13 protein-coding genes, 1 other RNA gene and 1 pseudogene are annotated in these 18,286 nt (G+C 41.9%); 11 read left to right on the plus strand and 4 right to left on the minus strand.

Annotated features, from left to right (window positions below; genetic code table 11):
• Positions 1-18 precede the first annotated feature (18 nt).
• The 3 genes from cobJ to IQ230_RS00860 all read left to right on the plus strand — a co-directional run bounded on the left by cobJ (position 19) and on the right by IQ230_RS00860 (position 2,790).
• Entirely contained in the window at positions 19-1,845 is a 1,827-nt protein-coding gene (gene cobJ / locus IQ230_RS00850; RefSeq protein WP_193929909.1) for a precorrin-3B C(17)-methyltransferase, read from the plus strand.
• A gap of 445 nt (positions 1,846-2,290) precedes the next feature.
• Positions 2,291-2,506, plus strand: a complete 216-nt coding sequence (locus IQ230_RS00855; RefSeq protein WP_193929911.1) for a hypothetical protein — start codon at positions 2,291-2,293, stop codon at positions 2,504-2,506.
• Positions 2,507-2,637: 131 nt separating this feature from the next.
• Entirely contained in the window at positions 2,638-2,790 is a 153-nt protein-coding gene (locus tag IQ230_RS00860; RefSeq protein WP_193929913.1) for a hypothetical protein, read from the plus strand.
• 208 nt (positions 2,791-2,998) lie between these two features.
• On the opposite strand, the gene IQ230_RS00865 is transcribed toward IQ230_RS00860, so the two are convergent.
• Positions 2,999-3,349 (minus strand): phage holin family protein, encoded by a 351-nt coding sequence (locus tag IQ230_RS00865; RefSeq protein WP_193929915.1) that lies wholly within the window; start codon positions 3,347-3,349, stop codon positions 2,999-3,001.
• Positions 3,350-3,469: 120 nt separating this feature from the next.
• Here IQ230_RS00865 and IQ230_RS00870 point away from each other — a divergent pair, with 120 nt between their 5' ends.
• The 5 genes from IQ230_RS00870 to IQ230_RS00890 all read left to right on the plus strand — a co-directional run bounded on the left by IQ230_RS00870 (position 3,470) and on the right by IQ230_RS00890 (position 8,492).
• A complete protein-coding gene (locus IQ230_RS00870; protein WP_193929962.1) occupies positions 3,470-3,961 on the plus strand; it encodes a pentapeptide repeat-containing protein in 492 nt (163 codons plus the stop codon).
• Positions 3,952-5,070, plus strand: a complete 1,119-nt coding sequence (locus IQ230_RS00875; protein WP_228054464.1) for a 5-(carboxyamino)imidazole ribonucleotide synthase — start codon at positions 3,952-3,954, stop codon at positions 5,068-5,070. The genes IQ230_RS00870 and IQ230_RS00875 overlap by 10 nt, the downstream gene beginning before the upstream one ends.
• Positions 5,071-5,203: 133 nt before the next feature.
• Positions 5,204-5,390, plus strand: a non-coding RNA gene (gene ssrS, locus IQ230_RS00880) — 6S RNA.
• 308 nt (positions 5,391-5,698) lie between these two features.
• A complete protein-coding gene (locus tag IQ230_RS00885) occupies positions 5,699-6,958 on the plus strand; it encodes a M16 family metallopeptidase (protein WP_193929964.1) in 1,260 nt (419 codons plus the stop codon).
• A gap of 271 nt (positions 6,959-7,229) precedes the next feature.
• The gene (locus tag IQ230_RS00890; protein WP_322742243.1) at positions 7,230-8,492 is read left to right on the plus strand and encodes a M16 family metallopeptidase; all 1,263 of its coding nucleotides are present in this window, start codon (positions 7,230-7,232) and stop codon (positions 8,490-8,492) included.
• Positions 8,493-8,653: 161 nt separating this feature from the next.
• On the opposite strand, the gene IQ230_RS00895 is transcribed toward IQ230_RS00890, so the two are convergent.
• Together IQ230_RS00895 and IQ230_RS00900 are read right to left on the minus strand one after the other, a co-directional pair.
• Positions 8,654-9,706 (minus strand): oxidoreductase, encoded by a 1,053-nt coding sequence (locus IQ230_RS00895; RefSeq protein WP_193929918.1) that lies wholly within the window; start codon positions 9,704-9,706, stop codon positions 8,654-8,656.
• Between the two features lie 74 nt (positions 9,707-9,780).
• Positions 9,781-11,385, minus strand: a complete 1,605-nt coding sequence (locus IQ230_RS00900; RefSeq protein ID WP_193929920.1) for a sodium:solute symporter — start codon at positions 11,383-11,385, stop codon at positions 9,781-9,783.
• A gap of 594 nt (positions 11,386-11,979) precedes the next feature.
• Here IQ230_RS00900 and IQ230_RS00905 point away from each other — a divergent pair.
• The 3 genes from IQ230_RS00905 to IQ230_RS00915 all read left to right on the plus strand — a co-directional run bounded on the left by IQ230_RS00905 (position 11,980) and on the right by IQ230_RS00915 (position 17,674).
• Positions 11,980-13,791, plus strand: coding sequence for an iron uptake porin (locus IQ230_RS00905; RefSeq protein WP_193929921.1), 1,812 nt, complete (start codon positions 11,980-11,982; stop codon positions 13,789-13,791).
• 109 nt (positions 13,792-13,900) lie between these two features.
• Positions 13,901-14,047: a ribbon-helix-helix protein, CopG family gene (locus tag IQ230_RS00910; RefSeq protein WP_099700631.1), complete on the plus strand. Its 147-nt coding sequence runs from the start codon at positions 13,901-13,903 to the stop codon at positions 14,045-14,047.
• 438 nt (positions 14,048-14,485) lie between these two features.
• Positions 14,486-17,674: an FG-GAP repeat protein gene (locus IQ230_RS00915; protein ID WP_193929922.1), complete on the plus strand. Its 3,189-nt coding sequence runs from the start codon at positions 14,486-14,488 to the stop codon at positions 17,672-17,674.
• A 454-nt stretch (positions 17,675-18,128) separates the two neighbouring features.
• Here IQ230_RS00915 and IQ230_RS00920 read toward each other — a convergent pair.
• Positions 18,129-18,286, minus strand: a pseudogene (locus IQ230_RS00920) (photosystem II protein D2); the annotation flags it as partial.

Here is an 18,286-nt window from a genome sequence, read left to right on the forward strand (position 1 = left end):
GCTTTTTCATTGAGATTAATGATTTTACTCGAAGTTCAACCAATCGCGGCGATCGCCACAACTCCAACAGCAGCTAAAACGTTACAGCCACTATGTCAAAATGGCGTCATACTCTGGATTCCAGAATCAGTTGTAGGTATTGCAGGAGCAAAGATCTACACAGGTTCACTCAAAAGTCATGTTACTGAACTTTGGCAAACACACCAAGGTTTGATATTTGGTTTAGCAACAGGGGCTGTAGTCCGGCTAATAGCGCCTCTTCTGCACCATAAATCCTGCGATCCAGCAATTGTCGTTGTTGATGAAACTGGTAAATTTGCGGTCAGTTTGTGTAGTGGACATCAGGGTGGGGCTGATAAACTGACACAAGCGATCGCACAGCTACTCAATGCGACACCTGTCTTAACTGGTGCTGCGTCTACATTAGGATTACCCGCAGTCGATATTTTAGGAATTCCGTTTGGTTGGCAACGCGGTGCAGGAAACTGGACAGAAGTCAGTGCAGCGATCGCGCGTGGCGAATCAGTACAAGTCATTCAAGAAGCTGGTTCTACTTTATGGCAATCCACCGCTAGCTTTCAACACTCCAGTTTAACCCTCGAACCCACTCCAGATACAACACCCAAAGTTTATATTACCCCTCACTCCTCACCCCTCACCCCTCACCCCTTCATACGTTGGCATCCTCGTGTTCTCTGGTTAGGAATTGGCTGCGAACGCGGGACATCGCGTGAATTGATTGAGAATGCTATTACGCAAGTTTGTCAAGAACATCGATTAGCCGAACAAGCGATCGCTGGTATTGCCACAATTGATATTAAAGCAGATGAAGTAGGCTTAATTGAATTATGCCGCGATCGTAACTTGCCTTTACGTACTTTCCCTGCTGATACTTTACGTTCTGTTACTGTACCCAATCCCTCAAAAATTGTTGATGCTGAGGTGGGAACCCCCAGTGTAGCTGAGGCTGCGGCGTTGTGTGCTGCCAATGCTCAAAATTTACTTGTTGCTAAGCAAATTTTTCGTGCTGCTGAATTTCAAGGTGCGGTTACAGTTGCGATCGCCCAAGCCGAACAAGAATATACTGGACGTACTGGTTGTTTGTTACTGATAGGCATCGGACCAGGACAATTAGACCAAATGACTCCTGCTGCACAAGCTGCGGTAACATCTGCGGATGTTGTCATCGGTTACTCCTTGTATATTGATTTAATTGCTTCACTACTCCAACCAAATCAAATCATCGAAGCTTTACCAATTACTCAAGAACGCCAACGGGCGCAACGCGCGATCTCACTTGCGCAATGGGGTTTAACTGTAGCCGTGGTTTCTTCGGGTGATATTGGAATTTACGGTATGGCGGGTTTAGTTTTAGAAGAACTCCAAGCCCAAGGCTGGGATGGTAAAACGCCATCTGTAGAAGTGTTCCCAGGAATTACCGCAATGCAAGCCGCCGCAGCGCGTTTAGGTGCGCCATTAATGCATGATTTTTGTGCAATTAGTTTAAGTGATTTGCTGACACCGTGGGAAGTCATTGAAAAACGCTTACACGCTGCAGCCCAAGCAGATTTTGTTACAGCGCTGTATAATCCGCGATCGCAAACACGCATTCAACAACTAACAAGCGCAATTAAAATATTCTTACAATATCGCAATCCGCAAACTCCAGTTGCTGTGATACGCTCTGCTTACCGTCAAGATGAACAAATCACCTTAACAACACTCAAAAAACTGCAAGATGTTCCTGTTGATATGCTGACAACAATTTTAATTGGCAACCAAAGTACGCGGACTCAAGGTAACTGGATGATTACACCACGAGGCTATAATACTGGTTTGCCTTAGAGTTACTACGTCTGGGGAAGCAGAGGGGCTTCAGGAGAATAACTACTAGTTTGTACAACATCAATGGGTTTTAGATAATCGTGCGATTGTTATTGGCGGTAGCATTGCAGGGCAACTTGCAGCAAGAATATTAGCAGATTATTTCCAAAAGTTATTATTGAATCTGACAATCTACCTCTACAACCTCATGCTCGTAAAGGTGTTCCTTAATCAGTTCAACCTCATGTTTATATTCGTTAAAGGATACCGAATTTTAGAAGAACTGTCTCCTGATATTGGTGATGAACTAATACAAGCAGGTGCATTACCAATAGATTGAGCACGAAAATTTTATCACTTTAGTCATGGCGGTTGGAATGCGATCGCAACAACTCCTTCTAATGTTGTTTCAGTGACTTGTAGCCGTCCCTTACTTGAATAGTCAATCCATTGTCGATTATCACAGTTGTCTAATATAGAGCTTATTGACGGGAAACGCGTGACAGGATTATTGTGCGATCGCAAGCAAGTTAATGGTGTTTATTTGCACTCATCACTCAGTGATGTTAAAGAATTGCCAGCGGCTTTTGTTGTGGATGTAGAGTGGAAGGCGATCGCAAACAAGTGGTTACAAAATCAAGAATTTACTCCACCACTGGAAACAGTTGTTAATCCATTGTGAGGATACGCAACTCGTCGCTATCGTCCTTTAAATAACCAACCTGAGTGGAAAGTCATGCTAGTCTCACAATTGCTTCCACATAACACGCGGCTAGGATATTTAGCAAAGATTGAAAACAGTGAGTGGATTGCATGCTTAGTGGATATGGGCGTGATTGTCCACCTCTCAACGATCGCGGTTTCTTAGATCTTACCCGCAGTTTGGCTAGCCCTAAGTTTTATGAAGCTATTAAAGATGCTGAACTTGTCTGTCCAATTTATGCTCACCGAGCAACTGCGAATTAGTTACGTCATTATGACAAAATGGAACTACTGTATAATTTTGTTGTTTTGGGAGATGCAGTTTGTGCATTATCTGCAATTGTGTTATGCAATTGGCTACAAAAACAGCACAGCAATTCTTTTGGTACTCTTGAAACTTAAGCAGCTTTATTACCCAGTAGTCATTTTCCGCGTTGTCAGTGCCAATCCGGTTGAAACATGACAACTATCATCAACGGCGAACGCTACCAACTAAAAAAGTAAGTAGTCCTGTTACCAGTGTTAAAACAATTGAACCTAATAGGGCTGGGAAAAATCCTGTAACGACAAAGCCAGGAGTAATTGCACCAGCTAACCAAATAACTAAGGCATTAATAATAAATAAAAATAAGCCTAAGGTGACAACAGTGAGTGGTAGTGTTAATAAAACTAATATTGGCTTCGCAATTGCATTCAGTAATCCTAAAATCACCGCAGCAAGTAACGCAGATGCAAAACTGGTGACAGCAAACCCAGGAACAATGTAAGCAGTGATTACTAATGCGATCGCACTTAAAATCCAAATCAGAACAAACTGGATCATAACGTTCACTCCTCAATATGTAATAAGTCCAAGCACCAAAATACTTAAATTAGAGATGCGCTAAGCTGAAAAAGCACTTTAGTCGCAAAATAGATCTTGGCACTTCACTTGCTACCTAGTATGTTTTGGCGGAAACTAACTTTTCTTTTGTTGATTTTCATATTATCTCTTTGGGCGTTACCTGCGAAAGCTTTAGACTATCCTCCCCCTTTATCTTTTAGTAATGCTGAGTTGAAAGGGCGGGATTTTTCAGGGCAAATGTTACGTGCATCCGAGTTTTCTAACGCGAATATGGAACAAACTAATTTTACCGATGCTGACTTAAGAGGAGCAATCTTTAGTGCTTCAGTAATGACTAAAGCAAATTTACACGGTGCAAACCTGACAAATGCAATGGCGGATCAAGTTAACTTTACTGACGCCAATTTAAGTGAAGCAGTTCTTGCAGAAACAATTTTGCTGCGCTCTGTGTTTGATAATACAGATATTACCGCTGCTGATTTTAGTGATGCAATTCTAGATGCTGTACAAGTGAAAGAATTGTGCCAACTTGCTAGTGGTGTGAATCCTACAACTGGTATTGATACGCGAGAATCATTAGGATGCAGATAAAACGAGTTGGTGTCATTGGTGGCGGACAACTTGCTTGGATGATGGCAATTCCAGCCCAAGCAATGGGTATAGAATTAGTTATTCAAACACCTAATTCTGACGATCCGGCAGTGGTGATCGCCTCGGATACAATTTTCGCTGCTATTGATGATGCTGATGCTACCAAGGAATTAGCGCGTCGCAGCGATGTCATCACTTTTGAGAATGAATTTGTTGATTTAGCTGCGTTATTTCCTCTAGCTGAAAGTGGTGTTTGCTTTCGCCCTCGCTTAGAGGCATTATCTCCTTTACTTGACAAGTATCATCAACGCTGCTACTTAGAAAAATTGGGCATACCACAACCTAAGTTTACTCTCCCGCCTGACACTTGTTTAAAGTTTCCCATTGTTTTAAAAACTCGTCGTCATGGTTATGACGGTCAGGGTACATTTATTATTAAAGACCTAGCGACTTTGGAACAGAAGTTAGATACTTCGCACAAGTCTTCAGAAGTGCTCTTAGAAGAGTTTATCCCTTTTGAGCGCGAACTTGCTGTTATTGTGGTGCGTTCAGTTAATGGTGATGTTGTGACGTTCCCCATTGTAGAAACTCAGCAAGAAGATCAAGTGTGTCGGCGTGTTATTGCACCAGCAGATATTAGTGCTTCTGTCGCTCAAGAAGTCGAAGCGATCGCATCTAAGCTGATGACTAGTTTACAGGCGGTTGGTGTATTTGGTATTGAGCTATTTCTCACAAGAGATCAACACGTATTAGTCAATGAAATCGCTCCGCGTACGCACAACTCTGGACATTTTACAATTGATGCGTGTGCAACTTCGCAGTTTGAGCAACATTTACGCGCTGTATGTGACTTGCCACTAGGTCATGCTGGCTTAACGTGTAGCAGTGCAGTGATGGTTAATCTTTTAGGTTACGAACATGCACAAGACGATTATATTGAGAAGCGATCGCAAATTAGCGAAGTTCCCCACGCACGCGTTCATTGGTATGGCAAGCAAGAATCGCGTCCAGGGCGTAAACTTGGTCATGTTACAGTGTTGTTAGATGAACGTAATCCGCAAGCGATCGCTCATCAGATCGAATCACTTTGGTATCCTCAGCCTCATTAGGTAAATATTCTTGTTTCAACCCTCATGAGTGCAAATTGCAGGGTTTTCAGTGTTTTGTACCTTACAGATGAAGCTAAATTAAAGTTATCGACAACTAACGACACCACACAAATTAATCGCTATAATAAATAAAGTTCCACTGCAGTGTTGGTGACTGCCAATAATGTTTTTGGATCTATGCTTTGTCGAATTAGGGAACCACTGAGTTCTAGCGGCAGTAGACCGAGCTTAGCTACTCGGAAACTTTAAGTTAGAGAAGAGGTACCCACCTGGATTTATCCAGGTCTAAAACTGAGGTAAAACGGCACTGCGGTGAACTCAAGCATCATAAAGCTCTCTTAATTTCAACTAAGAGAGTTTTAATTTTTGTCAGCAATTAGCCATTAGCGCTTAGCTTTTTTTCGTCTAACTACAAATAAATTATCCCCTGCCCACGCCAATCGCCTCAACGGAGGACGACGAGGTCAGCAACGCCACCCCTGCACGGCACAAGAGCCTTTGTGCTCCCTTAACAATAAGTCTCTAACCGAACGCGATCAAACTCTGCTGTATCAATTGCTGCGAAATTGTTATCCAGGATACGTTAGGATAATTAAATTCTGATTCAAGTTGCGCTACTTTGTCTCCATTGCTGACTACTCCAGTATTTCCAGCGGCTGTTTTTCGGCTAGACAATGGTTTAACAATTATTCATCAGTATGTCCCTGCTACCCCTGTTGTTGTTGTAGACGTTTGGGTACGTGCTGGTGCAGTTTGCGAGCCAGAACCGTGGTATGGTATGGCACACTTTCTCGAACATATGATTTTTAAGGGCACTTCAGTCATACCTCCAGGAGTCTTTGATTACGCGGTTGAAAACTTAGGAGGAACGACAAATGCAGCCACAAGTCATGATTACGCTCATTTCTTCCTAACAACCGCTGCACCATACCTCGAAGACACACTACCATACTTAGCAGAATTACTTCTCAATGCGGCAATTCCTGAAGAAGAATTTATCACAGAACGCGATGTTGTTCTTGAAGAAATTCGTTGCGCGTATGACGACCCCGATTGGATAGGCTTTCAGGCTTTGGGCGAAAGTATTTATCAGCAACATCCTTATGGGCGTTCAGTATTGGGTAGCGAGACAGACTTGATGCAGCAATCACCTGAAGCGATGCGTTGTTTTCATCACGCCCACTATCAGCCAGAAAATATGACTGTAGTCATTGTCGGTGGTATTGCTCAAGAGTCTGCAATTGACATTGTAAGTCAAGCTTTTCAGGAATTTGCGCCGCGTAGTGAGTGTCCGCAAACCGACATTACAGTCACTGAACCGTTACTTGCAGGAGTTCGCCGTCAAGAAATCTATTTACCCAGATTAGAGCAAGCACGATTATTAATGGCTTGGACAGGACCAGGTGTAGATCAGTTACGCAATGCATATGGCTTAGACCTACTTTCTGTCCTACTCTCCGAAGGTCGTTCATCGCGATTAGTGCGCGAGTTACGCGAAGAACAGCACTTAGTTCAAGGAATCACAAGTAATTTTTCGCTGCAGCGCGACTCTAGTTTATTTACAATCACTGCTTGGTTAGAACCAGAAAACTTAGAACGAGTGGAATCATTAATTCGCGCGCACTTAGAAGATTTACAAACAACTGTTGTGACTTCAGGAGAATTAGCGCGGTGTAAGCGTTTACTCTGTAACGATTATGCGTTTTCAACCGAAACTCCTAACCAAATGGCAGGGCTTTATGGTTACTACAATACAATTGCGCAAGCAGAATTAGCGGTTATCTATCCTGAACAAATTCGATCTTTTCAAGCAGATGAGATACAGCAGTTAACACAACAATATCTCTCACCATATTCTTATGCAGTTACAACCCTCAAACCCTGCTAGCCTGGAATAAGGAGTTAGAGATCTAGGGTCAGGGTATGAAAAGCAGGGGAGCAGAAGAGCAAGGAAGTAGAGGAGACAAGAATTTATGAGTGTTAAGTGTTGAGTTAAGCAAAATACTCTAATTCAAAACGTGCTAACGCACCGCTACGCTAACAAAATTCAAAACTCTTCAGGACTCAAAATAACCACTAACCACTAATCACTTTCTCTCGCCCCTCACATCGCACGAATAGACAGATAGATGAAAACGGATAACGGACAATATATCGCGATCGCATCATCACCAAACAAACAGATTACCCGCACGGTTTTAAGTAATGGCATTGTTGTACTTGTAACCGAAAATCCAGCTGCAGATATTGTGGCTGCGAGAATATTTGTAAAAGCAGGAAGTTGTCGCGAAGCAGCACAGCAATCAGGGTTAGTTCATCTACTTAGTTCGGTACTTACCAAAGGAACACAGCATCTCTCTTCGTTGGAAATTGCACAGCAAGTAGAATCGGTGGGTGCAAGTTTAGGTACGGATGCAGCTGCTGATTATTTTTTACTGAGTTTGAAAACTGTTAGCTCAGATTTTCTAGAGATTTTAGCATTAGCTGCAGAAATATTGCGATCGCCTTCGTTTCCTGAACTAGAAGTCGAGTTAGAACGACGGTGGTTGATGCAAAACATTCGCTCGCAGCAAGAACAGCCATTTACTATTGCGTTCGATCAATTACGTCAAGCAATGTATCAAAATCACCCCTATGCACCATCAGCATTGGGAACTGAAGTGACAGTAGCAAATCTCCGTCGTGATGATTTAATTGGCTATCATCAAACGTATTTTCGTCCCGATAATTTAGTTGTTAGTATTACAGGTCGCATTTCTGCAACAGCAGCCGTAGCTGCTATTGAGAAGGTTTTTGGCGATTGGCAAAATCCTACAACTCCAATACCTGAATTGCAATTACCTCATATTGAGCCACAGCCGTATCAAATTAACAAACCTCAACCCACCCAGCAATCAATTGTGATGTTAGGGTATCTTGCGCCGTCAGTACAGCAAAGTGATTATGTTGCTTTGAAGTTACTGTCTACGTATTTAGGGAATGGACTTTCGAGTCGTTTATTTGTAGAATTGCGTGAAAAGCGGGGACTCGCTTATGATGTTTCCGCCTTCTATCCTACGCGTCAAGGAATCGCGCCTTTTGTCGTTTATATCGGGACAGCACCCGAAAATACCGCGATCGCCCTCGAAGGGCTGAGAACAGAAGTTGAGTTACTCTGCACGCAACCACTAGAAGAATACGCACTGCAAGCGGCTAAAAACAAAATACTTGGGCAATATGCTTTGAGCAAACAAACCAATGCTCAGATTGCTCAAGCCTACGGCTGGTATGAAGCGTTGGGATTAGGAATTGCATTTGATACACAGTTTCAGCAACAAATTGCGGCGGTAACTGCACAGCAGTTGCAACAAGCGGCTTGTCGTTATTTTCTAGATCCTTATATATCGATAGTTGGTCCAGAAGAAGCGATTTCAGTGATTTAAATCTCTTCGATTAAAGTCAGGTCTACTCAAACAAAGTTCTGAGTTTTGAGTTTTAAGTTTTGAATTAAAAGAATTTTCTTAACTCAACACTCATAACTCAACATCGGTGGACTTTGTTTAACTAGTAGCGAATTTATTTGCTTATGATTTATGCAGGAGGTCTAGTGTTCGTAAAAATTTAGGGTACGTCTTTGCGCGTGACTTTCCATTGCTCGCTCAATAATCTGAATTGTATTTCTTGCTTGTTCTGGTTTGACAATGAGTTCTGATTGCTGAGTAATAGCATTATACACATTTTGGTAATATGCCGGATAACAACCAGGGAGCGTTTCAATTTTTCCGTAAAAATGTAATTCGTTAATATCAGTATTCAGCGTACCCCAGCTTTTTTGTGATTCTTTACCCCAGTCAATACCTTCAGGAAGTCGCCCTTGTTTCAGTGCATCTTCTTGGGGGTCCATACCATATTTAATAAAAGAACCTGCTGTACCATGCAAGACAAAATGTGGTCCCAATTCTCTAACTAATTGACCAGCTTTTGCTGTAACTTTTAGATTGCCGAAATTTAAAATTAACTCAAATGCATCTGCTGTTTTTACCCCTGGGCGCTGCATTCTAATGTCAGCAGTTACTGTATCTGGTAAACCAAAAAGATCTACTGCTTGATCGATTAAATGCGAACCAAGATCGTACAAAATTCCTGATCCTGGTTCGTCGTATTCGCGCCAGTTTGTTTTAATTTGGTTGCGAAAGCGGTCAAAATGCACTTCGTATTCAACTAAATTCCCTAGTAAACCATTTTTAATAATCTGCTTAACAGTAAGAAAATCACCATCCCATCTACGGTTGTGGTGTATGCTGAGTAATCTGTCGCGCTGTTGTGCTAGTTCAATTAACTCAGTCGCTTGCTGTGACGTTGGGGTAAAAGGTTTTTCGACAACGACATGTTTATTTGCGAGTAGTGCTTTTTGAACTAACTCAAAGTGCGAAGTATTTGGTGTAGCGACAACGACAAGATCGATATTCGGATCTTGTAGTAGTTCCTCAGTATCATTGACTGTTTCTACCCAAGGATAACGGTTTTGACATTTAGTACTGCGTCGTTCTACGACTTTGGTTAGTTTGAGTTCGGGTATAACTGCGATCGCAGGCGCGTGAAAAACTTCTCCAGCCATTCCATATCCAATTAATCCAACCCGCACGACTTGATTCATATTGATACTACATTTCCATGAGGATATGGCGTAGGAAAGAGATATTTCTCTTTCCCTTAATCATTTGCGATCGCTTAAAACACCGCAGGGCTAAAAATGACCCAGAATACAACAACAATTACTGCTAAACTCGCACTATATATGGCATTTTGACGGTGTACATTTCGCGAACCAAGTGCTTTTTGTACTCTTTGCTCTGATGTCAAGAACATACTTAGATGCTTTTGACTCGGTGCTGCGCTTGTCAAACTCACGAGTACTAAAATAAACACCGAAACCACAAACAATAAAATCGCAAAATGCAAGAAGTTAATGGTAGCGTAGGCAACTAACGGTCTCCAAGTAATCCAACCGGCATTTGTTCCAAGTTCAGCAATAAATCGAATTGCACCCAGAATAAATCCAGCAATCAGAGTATTAATTGCACCTCTACCATTAGCGCGTTTCCACAAAAGTCCCACTAAGAATACAGCTGCGATCGGGGGTGAAATATATGCTTGTACTGATTGAAGATACACATACAATTGATCGCTCATCAAGCCAATAAATGGCAGCCAAAGTAAACCAGAAATGACAAGAACAATTGTTGATAGCTGCCCAGCACGAACTAGTTCTCTTTCACTCGCATCAGGACGCCAGCGCTTGTAAAAGTCCATTACCACTAAGGTAGAACTGCTATTGAATACGCTTGATAGCGAACTCATCAAGGCTGCAAGTAAGCCAGCAACAACCAAACCTTTAATTCCCGTTGGTAGCAGTTCATTAACCATTGTGGCGTACATCTGGTTAGGAGCAACATCGGGAAAGAGTTCTCTACCAGCAATCCCAGGAAGTACAAGAATAAAAACTGGTAATAACTTCAAAAATCCGGCAAAAATTGTTGATCGCCTTGCGTTTTCAATATCTGGAGCTGCCAGCGTTCTTTGCACAATCATTTGATCAGTACACCAATACCATAAACCGAGAATTGGCGCTCCAAATAAAATCCCTGTCCAAGGAAATTCGGGGTGATTGACACTCTTCCACAAATTAAAGAATTCTGGTTCAGCCCGTTGCATAAAAGGACCAAAACCACCAACATCGGTAATGGCGATCGCTGTTAGAAAAATTCCACCCCCAATTAGGATAAATGCTTGCAGAAAATCTGTATAAATGACTGCACGCAAACCCCCAAAAACTGTGTACACTCCTGTTGCCACAATTAAGACAATCGCACCTAGCCAAATATTCCATCCCAAAATTGTTTGCAGAACCAGTGCCCCTGCATAAACTGCTACGCTAATCTTGGTGAAAATGTATGCAATTAAAGAAACAATAGATAAGTACGTGCGGCATTGCGTATTAAAACGCTTCTCCAAAAACTCTGGCATTGTAAATACGCCAGTACGTATATAAAACGGTACAAACAGCCACCCTAGTAGTAGCAGCATAAAGCAAGCAATCCATTCAAATTGCCCTACTGCTAAACCTGAACTCGCGCCTGTACCAGCTAACCCAATAAAGTGTTCTGCAGATATATTGCTAGCAAACAAACTAGCACCAATCGCCATCCAACCAATTCCACCACCACCTAGAAAGTATGATTTACTACTTTCTAAACTTGATCTACTTGACCAGTATCCAATCGCACCAACAGCAACAAAGTAAGCAATGAGAACAAAGATATCTAACCCACTCACAATAACCCTCCTCAAACTCCAGTGATTCTACTGAAGACAAAGCATCAACGTTAACCTGTATCAACAATTCAAGACAACCTTCACAAATTTTTATGCATATTTCCCTTTCTTTCTGCTACTAACTTGGCAGAGAAAATATGCTTGTTTGAACTAAGTAAAATTGAAAAATAAGGAGTCAGGAACTTATCTAGTTCCCTATTTCAACTACTAAGATGATCGGGCAGCTTGATTGCTATCCTCACTATATGATTAATCTCACTGCAACGACTTAGTTGCTATCACTCTTAAGATAGATGTTGATAGTTCTTATTTCCATTATCTAGGTAAATCCTGGTTGTTGAGATTATTTTACCTTAATAAATACAAAATTGTTGCTCTTCTATTAGTCGGCTAAATGTTTTATTTTTGTAAAGTGTTGATAATATAAACAGACTAATTTTTATAAAATTATGTGAGTGATTGAACAATCTAGTATGCCTGCAAGCAAGGAAAAATAGAACTTGTAAGGCTAATTTATGCGTGCAATGTCTACTAAAGGTGTTGCTCTGTTTTTGCTAACACGCAGCTCAATCGAACAGAGCAAATTGAGGAGAAATGAAAAAAAAACCACACTGCGTTTTAGTTCCACTTGCAACTGTTATAACTGCAAATTTAATTGGAACAATACCTACATCTGCACAAGTTATTCAAGAAAATATTGAAGGTTCTGCTGAACCAAGTATTGTTGAAAAACAACCTGAAGTTTTGAGCAAATCTCAACAAAATTTAGCAATTGAGTTAAATGCTGAACGAGAAAAATCAACATTTGTAGCAGATAATTCTATATTGCAAAATAATAGTATATCTACTGTAAACTCATCACAAACAAATATTTTATCAATTAATGTATTGGCTGCAAATAATCAACAGCCAATGGCGCAAGTGACTTCTGTATCACAACTATCAGATGTTCAACCTACTGATTGGGCATTTCAAGCATTACAGTCATTAGTTGAACGTTACGGTTGTATAGCTGGTTATCCTGATGGTACTTACCGAGGTAATCGCGCATTAACCCGATATGAATTTGCTGCTGGTTTAAATACTTGTTTAGATCGTGTCAATGAGTTGATCGCTACAGCAACCTCTAATCAAGTTACGAGAGCAGATTTAGACATTTTGCGTCGATTGCAAGAGGAATTTACTGGAGAACTGGCGACCATACGCGGTCGTGTTGATACTTTAGAAGCCCAAGTTGCTGAACTTGAAGCAAACCAATTTTCGACTACAACGCGGCTAAACGGAGAAATTGTTGTAGGTGCTACTAGCGTCTTAGCTGGAGACAATGCAGCAGGAGAACCGATTGATCGCATTCCTACGTTAGGTCAACGAACGCGTCTTAACTTGGAGACAAGTTTTACTGGTGCAGATCTGTTAACCACACGTCTACAAGGAAACAATATTGTACCTCTTGGCGGTACAAACAGTGGTCCTACACTCACAAACGAAGGTCGGGTAGAATTTGACGGTGACAGTGGTAATGACATCGGACTAGCATTGTTGCGATATCGCTTCCCAATCACTCCTAGAACAAATGTCTACCTTGCAGGTGTAGGTAATGGCTTTGTTGACTTAGATGCTTCTTCTCAACTTAACCCTTACTTTGATGGTGGTGCTGTTTCGCTGTTCGCGCTGCGTAACCCAATTTATAACTACAGTGGTGGGACTGGATTAGGTGTAAGACATCTGTTTAGTGACAACTTGGAATTAAATTTGGGTTATCTTGTTCCTAGCCTCAATGCAGGAAGACCTGCAGAAAAAAACGGTTTATTCGATGGTAACTATGGCGCTTTGGCACAGGTTATTTTTAGCCCTAGCGACAATACTCGAATTGGATTAACTTATATCAATAGTTACAGTCGTTCGTTCTTTGTTGGCGAAGGTTTAGAGCCCGAACTTAATCCAGACTTTATCCCCTTTGGAACAAGTACTGGTAGTAACTTGTCGAATGTTACTTTTGGCAGACCTGTTTCAGTTAATGCTTATGGCGTATCAGGAACATTAGGGCTTGGTGCTAACTTGGCAGTTAGTGGTTGGGTAGGATATGCTAACCAACGCTATATTGGTAGAGGAGATGCAACTGTTTGGAACTGGGGAGTAGGGCTTGCCTTCCCTAATCTAGGTAGAGAAGGTAACTTAGGCGGTATTTTTGTAGGAATGGAACCTAAAGTCACGGAAATCTCAAGTACTCTGAACGGTGGACAAGCCGATCCCGATACTTCACTCCACCTGGAAGCGTTCTATAGATATCAGCTAACAGACAATATCCAAATTACACCTGGAGTAATTTGGTTGACTGCACCAAACCACAACGCAAATAATGATGACATCGTTATTGGTGTATTGAGAACAGTATTCCGCTACTAATACTGTTAGCTATTTACTTAAGCTAGCTGCCAAAATTCTTGAAAAGCCAAGCTTGTGGCTTTCTTAGCTGTGTCATAATGATACCATATTGGTACAGTGGAGCATAGCTATGAAGGAGAAAAAGCACAGTTTGACCCTCAGGCTTGATGATGTGGAAAAAGAGAAACTAGAAAAGTTGGCAGAAGCTTCAGGGTTAAGTTTAGCAGCAACGATGAGGCAACTCATTAGAAACGCTAAAGTTAAGAGCAATACTTAGCTTAATTTTACTAACTGTGCTGTTGTAGTCACTAAGTAGTGATGAAAGAGTCCCATATTAGAGGGACTCTTTATTTATTGGCGTGAAGTAAGCGCGATCGCATTTCTTTAATGTTCTCAAGTGATTGCGATCGCACTTATTACCCAACTCAAGTCACAAATAATTGTATTAGCTTTTACAAAACTCAATACTCCTCCAAAGCCTTGACATAGTGGACTATCCTTGATTTAACTTTACCAAAAATTTATATTTTATTTTATTTTTTCACCTATTCTAAATAGTAGAAGAAGGGTTTCAGATCTCTGGACAAATTGTTAATAAACAGACATTTAGATTGCATACTTCATAACACAAAAATAATTCAAGAACGCAAGTATTTATCTAAATGAAAGTAAGTTACTTGTTTCGATCTACACAAAAGTAGCACAAGGAATTTTTATGGCATTTATCCGAGGCACCGCTAATAATGAGACTTTAATAGGCACGCGATTTGCTGATACGATTTATGGTTTGGCAGGCAACGATCTGCTGCTGGGGTTGCCTGGCAATGACACGCTCTACGGTGGAAGAGGTAACGATACTCTCAATGGTGGGGCGGGAATTGATTCTCTAATTGGTGGTGTAGGAAATGATGTTTATATCATCAATAATGTTGTAGGCGATATAGTTGTTGAAGCTGCCAATGCAGGAGTAGATACTGTACGGTCTTCGGTAGGATACACTCTTTCAAGTAACGTCGAAAATCTCACACTTGTTGGAAATCGAAATATCAGTGGTTCAGGCAATGGACGTGACAACCGAATCATTGGTAATAGTGGTAACAACGCTCTCTTTGGCGGTGAGGGATCCTTTGGCGGTGAGGGCAACGATACTGTCTTTGGCAGAGCAGGCGACGACACTCTTAGCGGCGAAGGTGGTAGCGACATCCTTTATGGTGGTGACGGTGACGATACTCTGATTGCTAGTAATGTTTACATTCGTCAGAGTTTCTTTTTATACGACTTTCTCTTTTTTTATGGAGACGGAGATCCAGATATCTTAATTGGTGGCGATGGCAATGATACATACATCGTAGTTGAATCAGGCGATCGCATCATAGAAGCACCCAATGCAGGTATAGATACAGTCATTGCTTATAACAGCTATTCTTTAAGAGATAACATAGAAAATCTCACGCTTGCTGAACAACGAATTGACGAACAAACAGTTTTCAGTTCTGGAATTAATGGTACAGGCAACCGCTTAGACAACATCATTATTGGCAATTCATCGAGTAACACCATACGAGGACAAGCTGGTAATGACTTGCTTAATGGTGGTGCTGGTGACGACATTCTTGCAGGTACAGATCGTGGCATAGGCGAACGAGACACGCTCACTGGGGGTACTGGTAGCGATCGCTTTATTTTAGGCAGTGCCACAACTATCTTTTACAATGATGGCAACCTGACAACTCCTGGTTTTGGCGATTATGCCTTAATTACAGACTTCAACTCTGATGAAGATACCATTCGACTCAACGGCAGACGTTCAGATTACTACTTAGCCACATCCCCCGAAGGCTTATCAACAGGCACAGCACTCTACTATAGGCAACAAGATGCAACTGATGAACTAATTGCCATTATCCAAAGCACTACAGCACTTAATATTAACGAAGCTTACTTTAGCTTCAACAACAATGGCGCTAACTTGTCTTTGTTTGAACTCGACGGGAATAATGGCTTTACTCTGCAAGGTGACTTCCTTTTTCCTTCTGGTCACTCGGTCAGCAATGCAGGAGATGTCAATGGTGACGGGTTTGATGACCTCATCATTGGTGGAGGTAGTAGTATATTTACCGGATTGTCGCGTAGCTATGTAGTCTTTGGTCAAGCTTCTGAGTTTGATACCAGTGTACAACTAGCAAATCTTGATGGTAGCAACGGCTTCGTCATTGAGGGGATTGATAACTATGACTTTTCCAATATTTCAGTCAGCAGTGCTGGCGATATCAATGGTGATGGTTTTGCTGATGTTCTGATTGGTACGAGTGGTTCCTCTCGTAGCGACTTCGATAATTATGGTAATCGCACATATAACTCAGGAACACAAATATATGTAGTATTTGGTCAAGCGACAGGATTCAATGCTCGTGTTGATTTAGCAACTCTCGATGGTAGTAATGGTTTTGCGATCGAGGGGAAGAATGTTGATACCATAGGCTCTATTTCGTTCCCGCTTTCAATAAGTAATGCCGGAGATGTCAACGGTGATGGCTTTGATGACATCATTATCGGTACTTCTGATGCTAATCTTTATGGTCAAGCATCTGCAGCAGAAAGCTATGTGATATTTGGCAAAGAGACAGGATTTGATGCTCGTCTTGACTTGGAAACACTTGATGGTAGTAATGGTTTTGTTCTGCAGGGAATTGATTTGAGTGGTTACTCTGCTGCTATTTCAGTAAGCAATGCCGGAGATGTCAGCGGTGACGGGCTTGATGACATCATTATCGGTGCTTCTGGTAGGCAAGAAAGCTATATAGTGTTTGGCAAAACCACAGGCTTTGATGCCCGCGTTGATGTCACAACTCTCGATGGCAGCAATGGCTTTGTCATTGATGGAATTAATATTAGTAACGACTCTACTAACATTTCAGTAAGCAATGCCGGAGATGTCAACGGTGACGGGCTTGATGACATCATTGTTAATGCGCCTGATGCGCAAGAAAGCTACGTAGTATTTGGTAAAACCACAGGATTCGATGCCCGCGTTGATGTCGCAACTCTCGATGGCAGCAATGGCTTTGTCATTGAAGGCAACAACTTTGCCGTAAATAATGCCGGAGATGTCAACAGTGATGGCTTTGATGACTTGATTGTCAGTGGTGCTTTTCCTAGCCGAGAAACCTATGTAGTGTTTGGCACTTCAAACTTCGATGCTCGTGTTGATCTGACAACAATTGATGGCAGCAATGGCTTTATCATTAATAGCAACAATCTTGCCGTAAGTAATGCAGGAGATGTCAATGGTGATGGCTATGATGACATGATTTTAGGCGCTCGTGGTGCTGATCCTAATGGTCGTGGTGGTGGAGAAAGCTACGTCATCTATGGTAGAGACTTCACACAAGGCGTGACTCGTCAAGGCACACCTGGTAATGACTTACTCATTGGCACTGCGGCTGATGACATTCTCATTGGTGGACTTGGCAATGATACTCTGCGTGGCGGCGGTGGTAGTAACGTTCTCTATGGCGGTACCGGCGATGATGTCCTCATCTATAGTTCTCAAAACCGCCGCCTGGATGGCGGTAGTGGTACAGATACCTTAGCTATTGGTGGTAGTAGCGTCACGCTTGATTTAACCGCAATTCCCCACAACCAAATTCGCGGCATTGAGATTATTGACTTGACGGGTACAGGCGACAATACTTTGCAACTAACGCGCTTAGATTTACTCAATTTATCTGATTCAACCAATCAATTGATTGTCAATGGTAACTCTGGCGACTCAATTATCTCGACTGGGCAAGGTTGGCTGTTTGATACGACAACAACTCTCGATGACAACCAATACAATCGTTACACTTCTGGTGTTGCCACTTTGTTAGTTGATACAGATATCACCCGTACTCTTACTTGAATTTAAAACACCCACACTACCAATTACCTATTACCCATTACCAAATACCCTAAAAAAACTATCCGCTCTCACAGGAGATCAAGGAGATCTAAGTGAGAGCGGTCTAGTTGGGTCTTCAGATTGGAACCAGACTGCCGGAAGGAACTCCGAAAATCAGCCTAGCTAATTGAGTCGTCTTAGTCTCTCAAATAAGACTAAAGCTAACTTTTAGAGAACAGCCCCGGCGCACAGCCGGCTTGCTCCAACCTGATGACCCACGCGTTTACTACTTTCTATCATGGGCATCACCTCCTTGTTGCCTAAGCGGACTAAATCTCTAAAGGGCAGAGTTTTTAGCTCTGGGCTTGTTCAACCTTATTCAAGATAACACATGATTTCTCAATTTTGACTACAAATAGAAAAATCCCTACCTTTTCTGGTAGGGACTTCTATGCTACTGTTTCAAGCAACCTGATTACAAAGCATTACCGCGAGGCAACACTTCTTCAGGGAATTGGAAATGCTCGTGAGGCTGGTCTTGGGGAGCCATCCAAGCCCGAATACCTTCATTGAGCAGAATGTTTTTGGTGTAGAAAGTCTCGAACTCAGGGTCTTCCGCAGCACGCAACTCCT

The sequence above is a fragment of the Gloeocapsopsis crepidinum LEGE 06123 genome (assembly GCF_015207655.1).
Classification (GTDB): Bacteria; Cyanobacteriota; Cyanobacteriia; order Cyanobacteriales; family Chroococcidiopsidaceae; genus Gloeocapsopsis; species Gloeocapsopsis crepidinum.